Genomic DNA, 15,852 nt, shown 5'->3' with positions numbered 1-15,852 from the left:
CGGCCTGACCGACACCGAGGCGCGCTCACACTTTTCGTTGTGGGCGTTGATGAACGCGCCGCTGATCCTGGGCAACGACCTCACCTCGATGTCGGCCGCCACCAAGGCGACCATCGCCAACCCGGACGTGATCGCAGTGGACCAGGACTGGGGTGGCTCGCAGGGCCGCCGGGTCCGCGATCTCGGGGACACGCAGGTCTGGGCGAAACCGATGTCGGACGGCTCGGTGACCGCCGTGCTTTTCAACCGCTCCGGCGCGACCGCGACGATTTCCACGACTGCCGCCGAAATCGGCATCGGTGGGTCCACTTCGTACGCGCTGAAGGACCTGTGGTCGGGCGCCACCTCGACCTCCACAGGCGCGATCTCGGCGAGCGTTCCGTCCCATGGCGTGGCGATGTTCCGGGTCGGCCGGGCCGGTACGACCGCCGCAGCGCTCGCCGCCGGCACGTACCAGGTCTCCGCGATGACCTGGCTGACCTCGTCAAACGGCTGGGGTCCGGTGGAGCGCGACAAGTCCAACGGCGAGCAGGCCGCCGGTGACGGCCGCGGCCTGTCGATTGGCGGCACCGCGTACGCGCATGGGCTCGGCGTCCACGCGGACTCCGCGGTCAACGTGTGGCTGGGCGGCTCCTGCACGCGTTTCTCGGCGAATGTTGGCATTGACGACGAAGTGGGCAGCGGCAAGGGGGGGTTGGTGCGGTTCGCGGTCTACGGCGACGGCCGGCTGCTGGCGTATTCGGACGTGAAGTCCGGCGGCCAGCCGGCGACCGCGTTGACCGTGCCCATCGCTGGGGTCCAGGCGTTGGAGCTGCGGGTGACGGACGCCCGGAACGGCATCGACTACGACCACTCGGACTGGGCGGAACCGCAGGTGACGTGCTCGGCGGTGAGTACGGGTGCGTACGTCAGCGACAAGGCGTGGACGTCGTCGACCAACGCCTGGGGGCCGGCTGAGCGTGACCAGTCCAACGGCGAGCAACCGGCCGGTGACGGCGGGGTCATCACGGTCGCCGGCGTCTCGTACCCGAAGGGCATCGGCGCGCACGGCCCGAGCGACATCGCTTTCGTCGCGAGCGGGTGCCACCGGCTGGTCGCGGTCGGCGGCGTCGACGCTGAGGTCGGCGCACATGGCACGGTGACGTTCTCGGTGGTCGGCGACTCGACGACGCTCTACACCAGTCCCACGGTCACTCCTGGCACCCCGGTCACCATCGACGTGGACATCACCGGCCGCTCGCAGGTGCACCTCGTCGTCGGCAACACCGCGGACGGCATGGACTATGACCACGCGGACTGGGCGAGCGCGAGCCTGGTCTGCTGACATGCTGTCGAAGAGATTTTGATGGGGGTGCGCGGTGCGGGTGGTGGGTCTGATGTCCGGTACGTCGTACGACGGAATCGACGTGGCGGTGGCCGAGCTCGAGTTCCTTGACGGCGACATCGCGATGACGCCGCTCGGAGCGCAGATGGTGCCCTACGACGCTGAGCTCACCGACCGGATCGGCGCGTTGTTGCCGCCGAACCAGACCACCATCGAGCGGGTCTGCCAGTTGGACACGCTGCTTGGTCGGGCGTACGGGGAGGCGGCGGCGCTGGCGGTCCGGGCGTACGGCGGTGACCTGGTGGTTTCGCACGGCCAGACGGTCTTTCACTGGATCGACGACGGCCGCGCGCAAGGGTCGTTGCAGCTGGGGCGGCCGGCTTGGATCGCCGCCCGTACCGGCCTGCCGGTGGTGTCCGACCTGCGGTCGGCGGACATCGCAGCCGGCGGTCAGGGTGCCCCGCTCGTACCAGCGTTCGACGTGCTGCTGCTGGGCGTCGACCGGCCGCGGGCGGCGCGCTGAATCTCGGCGGTATCGCGAACGCGACGGTGATCGACCGCTTCGCGCACGTGCTCGGCTACGACCTCGGCCCGGCGAACGCGTTGACCGACCTGGCCGCCCGGCGGTTTTTTCGGGACTCCGTATGACATCGATGGGGCGTACGCGGCCGCTGGCAAGGTCGACGACGAGTTCTTGCAGGTGTTGCTCGCCGAGCCGTACTACCGCCGGGAGCCGCCCAAGTCGACCGGCAAGGAACTCTTCCACGCCGGCTATCTCGAACGTTTCCGGCCCGCCGGCCTTTCCGGGGAGGACGTGCTGGCCACCCTCACCGAGCTGACCGCACGGGTGGTCGCCGCCGAGCTGGACCGGCACGGCGTCACCGAGGTGCTGGCGTCCGGCGGTGGCGTCCGCAATCCGGTGTTGATGCGTAGGCTGGGGGAGCTGACCAGCGCTTCTGTCGGCACCATCGACGCGCTCGGCGTGCCGTCGGACGCGAAGGAGGCCTATGCCTTCGCCGTGCTGGGGTTCCTGTCGTGGCACGGACTGCCGGGCGCGGTGCCGTCGGTGACCGGCGCTCGCGAGGCCCGGATTCTCGGCTCGTACACACCTGGGGCCGGGCCGCTCAGACTGCCGGCGCCGGCCGTCGGCACCCCGCGCCACCTGCGGATCCAGCCCGAAATTCGTACAGGTACATAATTGGCTTTGTGCCGACACCATTCGCTTTCAGCGGGTCCACGTCGACCGGGATCGCCAGCGCCATCGAGGCCGGCGTGCGGTCCGGCGAACTCGCGCCCGGCGACCAACTGCCGGCGGTGCGTACGCTCGCCGTCCACCTTACGGTCAGCCCTGGCACCGTCGCCGCCGCGTACCGGATGCTCCGGCAGCGGGGCGTGGTCGAGACCGGTGGCCGGCGCGGCACCCAGGTGCGGGCGGCCCCGACGGTCACCGCCCGACTGAACCTGCGGCTGCCGGTGCGGTCGGCGCCCGCGACCTGTCCAGCGGCAGCCCGGACCCCCGCCTGCTGCCCCGGCTCGGCCCGCATTTGCGCAGGTTGGAGCCCGAGCCGGTGCTCTACGGCGGGGAGGTCTCGCCCATCGAACCGCTGGAGGCGATGGCCCGTGACCGCCTCGCCGCGTACGGCATCGACCCGCCCTCGCTGACCGTGACCAGCGGCGCGATGGACGGCATCGAACGCGTACTGGCCGCCCACCTGCGCCCCGGCGACCAGGTGGCGATCGAGGACCCGGGCTGGGCGAACATGCTGGACCTGCTGACGTCGATGGGCCTGACCGCTGAGCCGGTACGCGTCGACGACGACGGTCCGATGCCCGACTCCGTCGAGGCCGCCATCCGCCGCGGCGCACGCGCGCTAGTAGTGACGACCCGCGCGCAGAACCCGACCGGCGCCAGCATTTCGGCCGCCCGCGCGAAGGTGCTGCGAGCCGCCCTCGCCGAGCACCCCGCGGTCATCGTGATCGACGACGACCACATCGGCGAACTGGCCAGCACCGAGTTCCACCCGCTCGCCGGCACCACCGCGAACTGGGCGATCGCCCAGTCCGTTTCCAAGGCTTATGGACCCGACCTACGCTGCGCGATCCTCACCGGCGACGACGAGACCATCTCCCGGGTCGAAGGCCGCCACGGCCTGTCCGCCCGCTGGGTCTCCACCGTGCTGCAGTCCGTGTTGGTCTCGTTGTGGTCCGACCCCGAGGTGGCCGCGCTGGTCCGCCGCGCCCGCCACTCGTACGACCTCCGCCGTACGACCCTCGTCGAGGCCCTCGCCGAGCGCGGTGTCGGCGCTTATGGCAAGTCAGGCCTGAACGTCTGGATCCCCGTCCCCGACGAGACATCGGTCTGCGCGCGTCTTCTGGACGCCGGCTGGGTGGTCGCGCCGGGCCGGATGTATCGCGTCACCAGTGAACCGGCCATCCGCATCACCCTCAGCCCGCTGGACCTCGCCGAGCTCCCCAGCCTCGCCACCTCGGTCGCCGCCGCTCTCCACCCCAGAGCCCGCTCCTACGCCGTCTGACCGCTGGTCTGGGAGGCTTATCGGCATGAGTGACACCAAGCAGCGGTTGCTGGACGGGGCGATGGCCGCGCTGCGCGAGCACGGCATTGCCGGCGTCTCGGCCCGTACGATCGCCGCCGCCGCCGGAGTCAACCAGGCGCTGGTCTTCTACCACTACGGAAGCGTCGACGAGCTGCTCGCGGCCGCCAGCGTCGCCGCCGCCAGAGCGCGCGTTGACGACTATTCGGACCGGTTCGCCGCCGCTGGGTCGATGCGGGAGCTGCTGGACATCGGCCGGGTGATGTTCACCGACGAGCGCAAGCTCGGCAACGTGTCGGTGTTGGCGCAACTGCTGGCCGGTGCCCAAAGCGACCCGAAGCTCGTCGAGCCGGTCGCCGCCGCGCTGCGAATGTGGACCGTCGAGATCGAGTCGGTCGTACGCCGGCAGATCGCCGGCTCACCGCTGGCCGAAGTCGCCGACGTGGCCGGCCTCGCGAACGCCGTCAGCGCCGCCTTCATCGGCCTGGAACTGCTCGGCGGCGTCGACGATGCGGCGGCCCGCGGCGCCATCGCCGCCCTCGACCAACTGGCCATCCTCATCGACGTTTTCGACGACCTGGGCCCCATCGCCCGCCGCGCCGTCCGCGCCCGCATTACCCGGGTCACCAAGAGCCCCTGACCCCTTGGTCAGGTGCTCCAGTCTTCCCACCGCAGCTTCTTGACCCTGCTGAACTCTCCGACGTTGCCGGTGACGAACACCGCGCCGAGCCGAACGGCCTGGGCTGGGAGGAGCACGTCGTACGGGCCGATGGGTGAACCGGTCGCGTTGAGTTCGGCTCGCAAGGCACCTGCTATTTCGGCGTCCTCTTCGGTAAACGGTTCGATTTCAACGTCACCGGCGAGAAACAGGCGAACCTGTTCGGCGTTCTCTCGTTGCCTCGCGCTTCGCGCGACGACGCCGTACCAGAGCTCGAAAATCACTACGGAGGAAACAGCAACCTCGGTGCCGCTGTCGATGGCATCGCGGAGGCGCTCCCTGATGGACACCGGTTTGTTCCGGATCACGCCAACGACTGTGTTGGTGTCCAGGAGGTAACTCACTCGAAAATGTCCGTGTCGGGAGGCATTGGTGGCTGCTGCCGTCCATCCTCCATGAACGGCACGTCGGCGAACCGATCGAGTTCGGCAAACCAGGCGTCGACACTGGAGGCGATGGGTTCCAGCAGGATTCCCGCCGCGACCCGTCGCACCCGTACGCGGTCGCCGCCGTCGACTCTGAATTGTTTGGGAAGCCGGACTGCTTGGCTCCGGCCGTGCATGAACACCTTGGCCACCGAGGTTTCGGACATCAACCCTCCGAGATTGATAGATATCAAAAGTGTACATCACGTATCGGTTGGTGGACGGGCGGCCGTTAAGGCTCCCTGACCCCCGCGGCGCGGGCGGCCGAGAGAGCGACGGCTAGGTGTGGCGGCGGGGAGGCCTGCAGCCAAGCCAGTTGGACGGTGGAGTGCGGCGCCTCGTGCAGTGGGCGAAAGGTGACGCCTTTGCGGCCCAGGTCAGCAAAGGACGCGGGTTGCGGGGAGACGCCGATGCCGGCGCTGACCAGGCCGAGCTGGGTTTCGATGTCGGCGCCTTCCATCGCCGTGCGGGGGACGAAGCCGGCCCGGGCGCAGTAGTCCATGACCTGGTCGTGAAAGAGAGGGCTGGTCGTACGCGGCCACAAAACGAACCGCTCATCGCGCAGGTCCGCGGCGGACAGCACGCTTTTGGCAGCCAGTCGATGGCGGGCGGGGAGCGCGAGAACCATCGGTTCGCAGAACAGGTCCGCCAACACGATGCCGCTGGCCGGACCGGCCGCCCGTACCACGGCGAGGTCTATTTCGTTGGCACGTAAGGCAACCAGCTGCACCGGAGTGTCCAGCTGGGTGACTCGCACGGCGAGTCCGGGCAGCGCGCCGAGCAGACCGCGGACCAGCTTGGGCGTCACGCTGTTCAGCGCCGCGCCGATGGAACCGATCCGCAGCTGGCCCGCGCCGCCGGCGGCCACCGACCGGCAGTGCGTCACGGCCCGTTCCAGATCGGCCAGCACTCGGCGCGCCTCGGTGACAAACACCTCGCCGGCCGCCGTGAGGCGGACCTGCCGGCTGGTGCGCGTGAAGAGCGTCACCCCGACCTGCTGCTCCAGCCGGCGGATCTGGTGGCTGAGTGCGGGCTGCGTCAGCCCAAGACGCTCGGCCGCGTGCCCGAAAAATGCAGCCGTTGGGCGGTCTCCAGGAACGAGGTGAGCAGGTCAGTGTCCATCGATGAATCATATCGATCAAAAGATCAGATTGTTTCATTGGACTAATCAGTCTGCCATCTTTAGCGTTTGGGACATGAGTTCTTCGCAGTGGTTGAAACGCGACCGTGAGGTCGTCGCCCAGTCTCCGTACGCACCTCCGCTGGTCTTGGAACGCGGCCGCGGCTGCGAGTTGTGGGACGTCGACGGCCGGCGATTCCTCGACTTCGAGGCCGGGCAGTTCTGCATGAACACCGGCCATTCACACCCGTCGGTGACCGAGGCGATCAGCCGGCAGGCGACTGTCCTCATGCAGATCGGCAACCGGTTCACCACTCCGGCCCGGATCCAGCTCGCCGAGCGGCTGGCCGCGCTCGCCCCCGACCCACTCGGGGTGACTTTCTTCTGCAGCACCGGTTCGGAGGCGAACGAGACCGCGCTGCGGATCGCCAAGCTGGTCACCGGACGGTTCGAGGTGGTGGCGCTGGCCCGCGGCTACCACGGTCGTACGGCCTCGGCCTACGGCCTGTCCTCCGCCACCCGGCGGATGCGGCGGGGCGCCGGACCTCAAATGCCGGGCATCGTCCACATCGACACCCCGTACGCGTACCGGTGCCCGTTCGCCTGCGGCACCTGCGACCAGCGGTGCTGGCGACACTCGGTGGAGATGATCGACCGAGCCAGCTCCGGCGAACCCGCCGCCGTCATCGTGGAATTCATCCAGGGCGCTGGCGGCATCATCCCGGTCCGGCCGACTGGGCCCGCGAGGTTCGCCGGTTCTGCGACGAGCGAGGCGCCCTGCTGATCGCTGATGAGGCCTTGACCGGCCTGGGCCGGACCGGTCGCTGGTTTGCTTTCGAGCACACCGAGGTCGTACCGGACATCGTCGTCACCTCGAAGGCGCTCGGCGGTGGGGTGCCAGCGGCGGCGGTGATCACCAGCAGGGAAATCGCCGCGGCCGCTCTGGCAAAAGGGTTCGTGCAGTCCGCCTCCCACCAGGGTGACCCTTTCCAGTGCGCGGTCGCACTCGCCAACCTCGACGTGATGGAAACCGAGGACCTGCCCGGAAACGCCGAACGGATGGGGCGGCGGTTAATGGATGGGCTGCGTGAGCTGACGGCCCGGCACCGACTCGCCGGCGACGCTCGCGGCATCGGACTGATCGCCGGTCTGGAGATCGTGGACAGCGACAAGGATGGGGGCGGCGAGACTCCCGAACTGGCCGCCGCTGTTTCGGTGGCCTGCCTGGAGCGGGGCCTGATCGTCGGCGGCCTGCGACCCGGCATCCGGGAAGGCAACACCCTGCGACTCGCGCCGCCGCTCACGGTGTCCGCCCAGGAGATCGACGAGGCTTTGACGATCCTGGACTCCGCGCTGACCGACGTGGCTGCTGCTTCGATGGCGGGAGCGCGGCAGTGACCAAGCTGTTGGTGGGTACGTCAGCGGACGTCGACGCGCTCGCCGTCGGGGTGTACGCCGGTGCCGTACCGGCGGCCGGATCAGAGCCGGCGGACCAGCCGTGCGGTGGTCGGCTGTGTCACCTGCTTGAGATTCTGGGCGCCACGGGAGCACCCGGCGAGGTCACCCTGGTTCCCGCCGATGCCGCCAGCCCCGTCCCGTTGGTCGTTGCCGTTGGCCTGGGCGATCCGCCCACCGAGCCGGAAACCCTGCGGCGAGCGGCCGGTGCGGCCGTACGAGCACTGGCCGGCCGCGGTCGCGTTGGGCTCAGCCTGCTGGCCGCGTCAGCCACCGCGTACGACGTGCAGGCGGTCGCCGAAGGCGCGTTGCTTGGCGCGTACCAATTCGACCGCTATCGGCAGCCGTCGGCCCGGTCGCGGCCGGTGCGCGAAGTCGTCCTGCTCGTGCCCGGTAACCACGAACCGGCGGTTGCCCGAGCGAGTCTGCTCGCCGCCGCGGTGAATCAGGCCAGGGACTGGGTGAACACGCCACCCAACGACCTCGACCCGGGCTCCTTCGCCGACCTCGCGCTCGCCACCGCCGAGGAAGCCGGCCTGACCGGCAGCGTCCTCGACGAGACCGACCTCGCCGACGGCGGGTACGGCGGCATCGTCGCGGTCGGCGCCGGGTCGACCCGGCCGCCCCGGCTGGTGCGGCTCCGCTGGTCCGGTGCGGACCCGGTCCGGTCGATCGCCCTGATCGGCAAAGGGATCACGTACGACTCCGGCGGCCTGACCCTCAAGTCGCGGGACGGCCTGCTGGAGCAGAAAAAGGACATGGTCGGCGCCGCGACCGTCCTCGCGACCGTCACGGTGGCGGCGGCACTGCGCCTTCCGCTCGACATCACCGCATACCTGCCACTCGCCGAAAACATGGTCGGCGGTGCCTCCTACCGGCCAGGCGACATCCTCGCCATGCGCAACGGCCTCCACGTCGAAGTACGCAACACGGACGCCGAGGGCCGGCTGGTGCTGGCCGACGCCGTCGCACGCGCCTGCGAAGACGCGCCTGACCAGGTGCTCACCGTCGCGAGCCTGACCGGTGCCCAACGCATCGCGCTGGGTCGACGCACCGCCGGCGCGATGGGACACCACCACGTCACCGACGCCCTCGCCGCCGCTGGCCGCCACGCCGGGGAGCCGATCTGGCCGATGCCAAGACCAGAGGAGATCGCGGCACAACTGGAATCACCTGTCGCGGACCTCGCGAACTGGAATCTCCGGACACCTCCGGCGGCATGCTCCGCGGCGCCGAGTTCCTGTCCCGATTCATCCCGCCGAGCATCCCGTGGGCACATCTCGACATCGCCGGCCCCTCGTACAACTCCGGCTCTCCGTACGGACACATCCCCACCGGAGCCACTGGCACCACTATCCGCGCACTCGTCCATTTCCTGGAGAGCCAGAGCAATCGGCACTAGCGCCCTCGCGAGACAGAAATGTCTCAGGTGATAGTGTTAAGTCTCGTGACGATTGATCGGGACGCGGTGTTGATGGCGGCGGCGGGGTTGCTCGTACGCAATGCCGGGGCGTCGATGGCGGAGGTGGCGCGGGCCGCTGGCATCAGTCGGGCGAGCCTGCATCGGTTGGTGGACGGGCGCGGGGCGTTGGTACGGGAGTTGGCGGAGCTGAGCCTTCGCCGCGGCAAGGCGGCGCTGGAGGTCGCCGAGCCGGCGCGGGGCGCGGCGATGCGCGGGAGGCGCTGAAACGGGTGATCGTCGAGCTCGTACCGGTCGCGGACCTGTTCAACCTGCTTTATCGCGAGCAGTCGATCGATGAGGTGTATGCGCAGGGTGCCGAGTTGGACCAGGTGATCACCGAGCTTTTCCAACGCGGTCAACGCGAGGGCGTGTTTCGGGTGGATCTGTCCGCGATGTGGATGACCGAGGCGTTCTACTCGCTGCTCGGCGGTGCCGCGCAGGCCGCGCAGCAGGGCCGGCTGGCCAGCCGGGACGTGGGACTGGTGACGGAACAGACGTTGTTAGCTGGAGTAGGGGAGAACGAACGATGACGGCGGCTCGCCGCTGGACCGCGTTGGGCGTGCTCACGCTCGCGGTCCTGCTGATCTCGATCGACGCGACTGTGCTGGGGCTCGCGCTGCCGCACCTCACCGAGGACCTGCGCCCTACCGCCACCGAGGTGCTGTGGATTGGCGACGCGTATTCCTTCGTGCTCGCCGGTCTGCTGGTCACGATGGGCACCCTCGGCGACCGGATCGGCCGGCAAGAAGCTGCTGCTGATCGGGGCCGTCGGCTTCGGCCTCGCATCCATCCCGGCCGCGTACGCACCGACCGCCGGCGTTCTCATCGCCGCCCGGGTGCTGCTCGGGGTGGCCGGTGCGACCCTGATGCCGTCGACGCTTTCGTTGATACGCAACATCTTTACCGACCCGAAGCAGCGGTCGCTGGCGATTGGCATCTGGGGCTCGGCGGCCTCGGCCGGCGCGGCCGTCGGCCCGCTGGTGGGTGGGCTGCTGCTCGACCACTTCTGGTGGGGCTCGGTGTTCCTGATCAACATCCCGGTGATGGTGCTGCTGGTGGTGATCGGCGCGAAGGTGCTGCCGGAGTCCCGCGACCCGCATCCGGGCCGGTGGGACCTGCCCAGCGTCGGGCTGTCCATGGTCGGCGTGGTCGGTGTCGTTTACGCGATCAAGGAAATCGCCGCGTACGGGCCGGCGCAGCCGTTCGCGTGGATCGCTGGAGTCGCCGGAGCGGTCGCCTTGGTCTTGTTCGGCCGGCGACAGAAACAGCTCGAGTCGCCGCTGGTGGACCTGCGGCTCTTCGCGAACGCGCGGTTCTCCGGCGCGGTGCTCGCCGACCTGCTGACCATCGTCGGCCTGACCGCGGTGGCGTTCTTCGTGTCCCAGTTTTTCCAGCTGGTCCAGGGATATTCGCCACTGCAGGCGGGCCTGCGGGAAATCCCGGCGGTGGCGGCCGCCGCGGTGGGAGCGCTGTGCGCCGGCCGGCTGGCTGCCGCGCTGTCCCCACGGGTCGTGGTGCCGGCCGCGCTGGCGATGGTCGGGCTGGGCCTCGCTGGCATCGTCGTACTCACCGCCAACACGCCTTACCTGCAGATCGCTGTGATCATGGTGGTGCTCGGGCTGGGCGCTGGCGTGTCCACCACAGTGACCGCGGACCTGATCCTGAGCAGTGTTCGCAAGGAGAAGGCCGGCGCCGCGTCGGCGGTCTCGGAGATGGCGTACGAGCTGGGTACGGCTCTGGGGATCGCCCTGTTGGGAACGATCCTCACGGCTGTTTACCGCGCACAAATCGTCGTACCGGCTGGTGCTGACCCGATCACCGCCGGTGACTCGGTCGGCGGAGCGTTGTCAGAGGCCGCGCACCTGCCAGCCGCGATGGGCGCGGCGTTGGCCGCCTCCGCTCGTACGGCGTTCGTCAGCGGGTTGCAGTTGGCGGCCGGGTTCGGCGCGGTGTTGTTGCTGGTAGCGGCGGTGGCGGCGCGGTGGTTCATGCTGGGCCGGCCGGGGCAGGAATCGGTGGACGAGCCGGAGCTGGCTGAGATCACCGAGCGGTGATGTTGATTTTTGATTTTTGTCGTTTCCGCCGATAATTGTCGGTCCTTGCGGGGTTGGTGACTCTCACGGTAGTCAAGACACCAGAAGCAAACTCTTTACAACGTTGTCGCCATACGTCAGAGTGATGCCGATCTCAGTACGTGTTCCGGTGGCGAGGCGGTGAGGGTGCGGCGATCGGCGAGTGTGAGTCCTGCCGCTCTCGCACGCGCCGCGAAGACGCCGACATCCGTGGGCCGTCGCGCCCACCCCCGGATAGCATCCGACAGCCAACTTCACCGACGCCGGCTCGCTGCCAGCTGGCTTCCCGTACGCCAAGCCCCTGCATCACCCACGGAGGTCATCGCAAAATGTCAGACTCAACGCCGCTGGGCGGCTTCAGTCGCCGGTCCTTCCTGCGGGCCGTCGGCGGGATGGCCGTCGCCGGCGCGGCGGCGGCGCCTCGATGGCCGCCTGCGGTTCGAACTCGGGCCGCGCGAGCAGTGGCGCCGGCAGCCTCCAGCAGTGGTATCACCAGTACGGTGAAAAGGGCACGCAGCAGGCCGCGCTGAAGTTCGCCAAGGCGTACAAGGACGCGGCCGTCACCGTGCAGTGGGTTCCGGGCGACTATGGGAGCAAGCTCGCCAGTGGCCTGCTTTCCAGCAGTGCGCCCGATGTTTTCGAGGACCAGCTCAACATCGAGCTGATCAAGACTGGTCAGCTCGCGCCGCTGGACGATATTTTCGCCTCGGTCAAGGATGATTTCACTGACGCGGATGTCAAGCTCAACACGTACGAAGGCAAGATCTACGGCATCAAGATGATTGATGACCCGCAGTTCCTTTACTACCGCAAGAGCATGTTCCAAAAGGCCGGCGTGCAGCCGCCGACCACCTTCGACGAGCTGATCGCGGGCGCGAAGAAACTCACCAACAGCAAGACCAAGGGTGTCTATTTCGGCAGCCAGAACTTCGTGGTCGATCACATCGCGCCGTATCTCGCCGCGGCGGGGACCTCAGTCGTTTCGGCGGACCACAAGTCGAATCTGCTCACCCCGGAGGTCATTGCCGCCTTCACCAAGCTGCGGGAGCTCTACACCAGCGGCTCCGTGCTGCAGAGCGCGCCGACCGAGTGGACCGACCCGAGCGCGTTCATCCAGGAACTGGTCGCCATTCAATGGTGCGGCCTGTGGGCCCTGCCGCAGATCAAGCAGGCCTTTGGCGACGACTTCGGGGTGATGGCCATCCCGTCCATCGGCGCCCAGGGCAAGCAGGTCGTCTACAACGGCGGTTGGTCGACTTTCGTCAACGCCAAGGGTAAAAACGTTGACGCGGCGAAGAAGTTCGTGAAGTGGCTGTGGATCGACCAGACCCAATACCAGGAGGAGTGGTCGCTGGACTACGGCTTCCACATCCCGCCGCGCAAGAGTGTGGCGACGAAGGCGACCAAGCTTCAGACGGGTCAGGCCGCCGACGCGGTGAAGCTGGCCGGCCAGTTCGGCATCGTCGATGACATCGCCTTCACCCCGAAAATGGCCACCGCGGTGTCCGACGCCGGCAACAAGATCCTGCGGTCCGGCGCCGACCCCAAGGCCGCCCTCGGAACTGCCGACGGGATCGTCCAGTCGGAGCTGAAGAGGCTCTTCGGGTGAGTGAAACGCAGACCTCGACAGTCGCGCCAGCGGCCCGGTCTGCCGCTCGGAAGGCGCCGGTGCGCCGCAAGAACCGGCAGGTGCGCGGGCGTACGGGCGCGTTCTGGCTGTTCGTCGGACCGTTCCTGGTGGGCCTCGCGATCTTCATTTACGTGCCGATCGTGTGGAGCCTGGTCCTGAGCTTCTTCCGGGCCCAGAACACCGTCGTGCCGGATGTCTTCGTGGGCATCAAGAACTATGTCGACATGCTCACGGACAGCGCTTTCCTGTCCAGCCTGGGGACTTTCACGCTGTTCGCGATTTTCATCGTGCCCACCACGTATTTGCTGGCGCTCGGGCTCGCGGTGCTGATCAACCGGGCCCGGTTCGCGCGTACGTTCTTCCGGTCCGTCATCTTCATTCCGGCGGCCTGTTCGTACGTGGTCGGCTCGCTGGTCTGGAAGCTGTCGATTTTCAACGGGGTTCGGTTCGGGTTGGCGAACACGCTGATCGCCACCTTCGGCGCCGACCCGATTCCGTGGTTGTCCGCGACCGGTGGCTTTCCCTGGTATTGGCCGGTGATCGTGACCGCCCGGCTGTGGCTGCAGGTCGGTTTCTACATGATCCTGCTGCTGGCCGGTCTGCAGCAGATCCCGAGCAACCTCTACGAGGCCGCTTACGTCGATGGAGCCAAGCCGGGCTGGCAGACCTTCGTCAACGTGACATTGCCGGGGTTGCGTACGGCCACCGTCGCTGTGCTGATCTTGAACCTTATCAACGCATACCAGGCATTTGACGAGTTCTACAACCTGCTCGGCAATGTGCCGTACGCGCGACCGCCACTGGTTTATCTCTATTACACGGCGCTGGGGGCCAGCCAGGACTACGGGCACGGCAGCGCCGGCGCGCTGATCCTGGCCGTCCTGATCGCGGTGGTCACCATTTTCCAGGCGCGTGTCCTTGGATTCGGAAGGGCGTCGGACTAATGGCCTTTTCTCTGCTGGCGCCCAAACCGGTCGGCGCGGTCGGCGGCCAGAGCGGCAGTGTCCGGGGCGTGCTGGGCACGGTGCTGCGTTACACCGTGCTGGTGATCGCGGCCGTGCTTTTCCTGCTGCCGTACTATTTGATCCTGCGCAACGGGCTGTCTTCCGAGCACGACATCACGTCGCCCAACTGGACGTTCTTCCCGTCCAGCCTGCACTGGGAAAACCTGGGAGAGCTGTTCTCCGACCCGTCGGTGCCGATGGGGCACGCGCTGCTCAACTCCGGGCTGATCGCGGTCGTACAGACCGCTGGGCAGTTGCTGCTCGGCTCGATGGCCGGTTACGGCCTGGCCCGGATTCCGTACAAGCACGCGAACAAAGTCTTCTATTCTGTGCTGGTCACCCTGATGATTCCCAGCGCGGTCACGTTCGTGCCCAGTTTCGTGCTGGTGTCGTCGCTCGGGTGGGTGTCGGACCTGCGTGGCCTGATCATCCCGGGGCTGTTCTCCGGGTTCGTGGCTTTCCTGTTCCGCCAGTTTTTCCTGAATTTCCCGGTGGAGTTGGAGGACGCGGCCCGAGTGGACGGGCTGAGCTACTGGGGGACGTTCTGGCGGATCGTGTTCCCGAACTCGCTGCAGTTCTACGCGGCGATCGCGGTCATCACGTTTATCGCCGCCTGGAACTCCTTCCTGTGGCCGCTGGTGATCGGCCAGGACCCATCTTCGTGGACGGTGCAGGTGGCGCTTTCCAGCTTCATCACCGCCCAGACCATCAACCTGCACGAGGTGTTCCTCGGCGCGGCCGTCTCTATTCTGCCGCTCGTGCTGGTTTTCCTTTTCCTGCAGCGCTATCTCGTCGAGGGCGTGGCCCAGACGGGCATCAAGGGCTGACCCCGGCGGGGCCGGCCACCAATCTTCAGATGGGAAGACGTCCATGACTGACGTGTCGCGTCGTGCCGTGATGCTGGGAGCCGGTGCCCTCGGAGTGGGAGGAGTGGCAGCCATGATGGGGGGGTCGACACCGGCCGCCGCGGCGACCGCCATCCCGTCGTCGTCCGCGCTGCCAACGGGCGGAAAGCTGTCGATCAGCTCCGAGCCTTTTGGCAGCACTACCGACGGGGTGGCGGTCGAGCGCTACACCTTTGGCTCCGCGCATGGTGTCCAGGTGCAGATGCTCACGTACGGCGCGACCCTGCAGACGATCACTTTCGGGGATCGGCACGGCCACCGACAGAGCATCCTGCTCGGCCTGCCCACGCTCGCCAACTACATCGCCGAAAGCCCGTACTTCGGCGCCACCATTGGTCGTTACGGCAACCGGATCGCCAAGGGCAAGTTCAGCATCGACGGCAAGTCGTACCAGATTCCCATCAACAATGGCGAAAACGCGTTGCACGGTGGCCCGATCGGGTTCGACAAGAAGGTCTGGAAAGCCACCGTCATCAAGGAAACCTCCCGGGTCGGCGTGAGTTTTCACTACGTCAGCGTCGATGGCGAGATGGGTTTCCCCCCGAAAACCTGGACACCACGGTCGAATACACGCTGAACTCGGCCAACGAGCTGACCATCGGGTACCACGCGACGACGACGACCGACAAGCCGACGATCGTCAACCTCACCAACCACGCGTATTTCAACCTCGCGGGCGAGGGCTCGGGCACCGTCGAAGGCCAGATCCTGGAGGTGAACGCCAACGCTTTCACCCCGGTCGACGTCAACCTGATCCCCACCGGCGACCTGCCCACGGTCGGCGGCACGCCTTTCGACTTCCGGCAGGCCAAGCCGATCGGCAAGGACGTACGCGTCGGCCACCCGCAGATCCTGATCGGCCCCGGCTACGACCACAACTGGGTGCTCAACGGCTACCACGGCGGAAAAAAAAACCCGTCAGGTCGTTCGCGCGTACGACCCGGCATCCGGGCGGTGGCTGACCTGCACCACCGATCAGCCGGGCGTGCAGATCTACTCCGGCAATTTCCTCAATGGCGCGTTCACCGGTCTCACCGGACGGACCTACCGCCAGGGTGACGCGTTCACGCTGGAAACGCAGCACTACCCGGACTCGCCCAACCAGCCCTCGTTCCCCAGCACCGTGCTGCGGCCCGGGCAGGTTTACGCGACGAAGACGACGTACGGATTCGGCGTGGCCTAGGA

The 15,852-nt window shown here is 67.7% G+C and carries 18 protein-coding genes and 4 pseudogenes; 18 read left to right on the top strand and 4 right to left on the bottom strand.

From position 1 onward, the window contains the following. The 6 genes and pseudogenes from GNX96_RS43545 to GNX96_RS43530 all read left to right on the top strand — a co-directional run. Positions 1–1,324 (top strand): NPCBM/NEW2 domain-containing protein (locus tag GNX96_RS43545; protein WP_279583084.1); only part of this gene is annotated, 1,324 nt, incomplete at its 5' end. A 52-nt stretch (positions 1,325–1,376) separates the two neighbouring features. Further along, positions 1,377–1,972: pseudogene (locus GNX96_RS66575) on the top strand (anhydro-N-acetylmuramic acid kinase). A 46-nt stretch (positions 1,973–2,018) separates the two neighbouring features. Then, positions 2,019–2,522 carry an anhydro-N-acetylmuramic acid kinase gene (locus tag GNX96_RS59805; RefSeq protein ID WP_390624309.1) on the top strand — a complete coding sequence of 168 codons (504 nt, stop codon included), beginning with the start codon at positions 2,019–2,021 and terminating at the stop codon, positions 2,520–2,522. Positions 2,523–2,530: 8 nt separating this feature from the next. Continuing rightward, the gene (locus GNX96_RS61915) at positions 2,531–2,986 is read left to right on the top strand and encodes a GntR family transcriptional regulator (protein WP_313885940.1); all 456 of its coding nucleotides are present in this window, start codon (positions 2,531–2,533) and stop codon (positions 2,984–2,986) included. Continuing rightward, positions 2,893–3,858, top strand: a complete 966-nt coding sequence (locus GNX96_RS43535; RefSeq protein WP_313885939.1) for an aminotransferase class I/II-fold pyridoxal phosphate-dependent enzyme — start codon at positions 2,893–2,895, stop codon at positions 3,856–3,858. The genes GNX96_RS61915 and GNX96_RS43535 overlap by 94 nt, the downstream gene beginning before the upstream one ends. Before the next feature lie 25 nt (positions 3,859–3,883). Next, positions 3,884–4,516, top strand: a complete 633-nt coding sequence (locus GNX96_RS43530) for a TetR/AcrR family transcriptional regulator (protein ID WP_163573346.1) — start codon at positions 3,884–3,886, stop codon at positions 4,514–4,516. Between the two features lie 8 nt (positions 4,517–4,524). Here the strand turns inward: GNX96_RS43530 and GNX96_RS43525 are convergent, their stop codons facing one another. From GNX96_RS43525 to GNX96_RS59800, 4 genes and pseudogenes are all read right to left on the bottom strand, one after another. Beyond that, entirely contained in the window at positions 4,525–4,938 is a 414-nt protein-coding gene (locus tag GNX96_RS43525; RefSeq protein ID WP_163573345.1) for a type II toxin-antitoxin system VapC family toxin, read from the bottom strand. Beyond that, positions 4,935–5,186 carry an antitoxin gene (locus GNX96_RS43520; RefSeq protein ID WP_163573344.1) on the bottom strand — a complete coding sequence of 84 codons (252 nt, stop codon included), beginning with the start codon at positions 5,184–5,186 and terminating at the stop codon, positions 4,935–4,937. Before GNX96_RS43520 ends, GNX96_RS43525 begins: the two co-directional genes overlap by 4 nt. A 65-nt stretch (positions 5,187–5,251) precedes the next feature. Then, positions 5,252–5,887, bottom strand: coding sequence for a LysR family substrate-binding domain-containing protein (locus tag GNX96_RS43515; RefSeq protein WP_279583087.1), 636 nt, complete (start codon positions 5,885–5,887; stop codon positions 5,252–5,254). Between the two features lie 78 nt (positions 5,888–5,965). Next, positions 5,966–6,076, bottom strand: a pseudogene (locus tag GNX96_RS59800) (LysR family transcriptional regulator); the annotation flags it as partial. Between the two features lie 67 nt (positions 6,077–6,143). On the opposite strand from GNX96_RS59800, the pseudogene GNX96_RS66570 reads away from it, so the two are divergent. The 12 genes and pseudogenes from GNX96_RS66570 to GNX96_RS66555 all read left to right on the top strand — a co-directional run bounded on the left by GNX96_RS66570 (position 6,144) and on the right by GNX96_RS66555 (position 15,850). After that, a pseudogene (locus GNX96_RS66570) lies at positions 6,144–7,537 on the top strand (aspartate aminotransferase family protein). Then, on the top strand, positions 7,534–9,027 hold the full coding sequence (locus GNX96_RS43505) for a leucyl aminopeptidase (protein ID WP_279583080.1): 1,494 nt from the start codon (positions 7,534–7,536) through the stop codon (positions 9,025–9,027). The pseudogene GNX96_RS66570 and the gene GNX96_RS43505 overlap by 4 nt, the downstream one beginning before the upstream one ends. Positions 9,028–9,041: 14 nt before the next feature. Continuing rightward, complete coding sequence (locus GNX96_RS59790; RefSeq protein WP_279583079.1) at positions 9,042–9,281, top strand: hypothetical protein; 240 nt, start codon at positions 9,042–9,044, stop codon at positions 9,279–9,281. A 5-nt stretch (positions 9,282–9,286) separates the two neighbouring features. Beyond that, a complete protein-coding gene (locus GNX96_RS59785) occupies positions 9,287–9,586 on the top strand; it encodes a hypothetical protein (RefSeq protein WP_279583078.1) in 300 nt (99 codons plus the stop codon). A 138-nt stretch (positions 9,587–9,724) separates the two neighbouring features. Next, the gene (locus GNX96_RS43495) at positions 9,725–11,110 is read left to right on the top strand and encodes an MFS transporter (RefSeq protein WP_279583077.1); all 1,386 of its coding nucleotides are present in this window, start codon (positions 9,725–9,727) and stop codon (positions 11,108–11,110) included. Positions 11,111–11,457: 347 nt separating this feature from the next. Next, positions 11,458–11,532: pseudogene (locus GNX96_RS66560) on the top strand (hypothetical protein); the annotation flags it as partial. A gap of 20 nt (positions 11,533–11,552) precedes the next feature. Continuing rightward, complete coding sequence (locus tag GNX96_RS43490; protein WP_279583076.1) at positions 11,553–12,737, top strand: ABC transporter substrate-binding protein; 1,185 nt, start codon at positions 11,553–11,555, stop codon at positions 12,735–12,737. Next, positions 12,734–13,702, top strand: coding sequence for a carbohydrate ABC transporter permease (locus GNX96_RS43485; protein WP_279583075.1), 969 nt, complete (start codon positions 12,734–12,736; stop codon positions 13,700–13,702). Before GNX96_RS43490 ends, GNX96_RS43485 begins: the two co-directional genes overlap by 4 nt. After that, on the top strand, positions 13,702–14,589 hold the full coding sequence (locus tag GNX96_RS43480) for a carbohydrate ABC transporter permease (RefSeq protein ID WP_163573341.1): 888 nt from the start codon (positions 13,702–13,704) through the stop codon (positions 14,587–14,589). Before GNX96_RS43485 ends, GNX96_RS43480 begins: the two co-directional genes overlap by 1 nt. Positions 14,590–14,632: 43 nt before the next feature. Beyond that, positions 14,633–15,244, top strand: coding sequence for an aldose epimerase family protein (locus tag GNX96_RS59780; protein ID WP_279583074.1), 612 nt, complete (start codon positions 14,633–14,635; stop codon positions 15,242–15,244). After that, a complete protein-coding gene (locus GNX96_RS59775; RefSeq protein WP_313885941.1) occupies positions 15,217–15,726 on the top strand; it encodes an aldose epimerase family protein in 510 nt (169 codons plus the stop codon). The genes GNX96_RS59780 and GNX96_RS59775 overlap by 28 nt, the downstream gene beginning before the upstream one ends. Then, a complete protein-coding gene (locus GNX96_RS66555) occupies positions 15,626–15,850 on the top strand; it encodes an aldose epimerase family protein (protein ID WP_390624311.1) in 225 nt (74 codons plus the stop codon). The genes GNX96_RS59775 and GNX96_RS66555 overlap by 101 nt, the downstream gene beginning before the upstream one ends. Positions 15,851–15,852: the final 2 nt, after the last annotated feature.

The sequence above is a fragment of the Fodinicola feengrottensis genome, from assembly GCF_010993775.1.
GTDB classification, from domain to species: Bacteria; Actinomycetota; Actinomycetes; order Mycobacteriales; family HKI-0501; genus Fodinicola; species Fodinicola feengrottensis.
The sequence above is the reverse complement of the archived record's forward strand: the minus strand, read 5'-3'. Positions and strand labels throughout refer to the sequence as shown.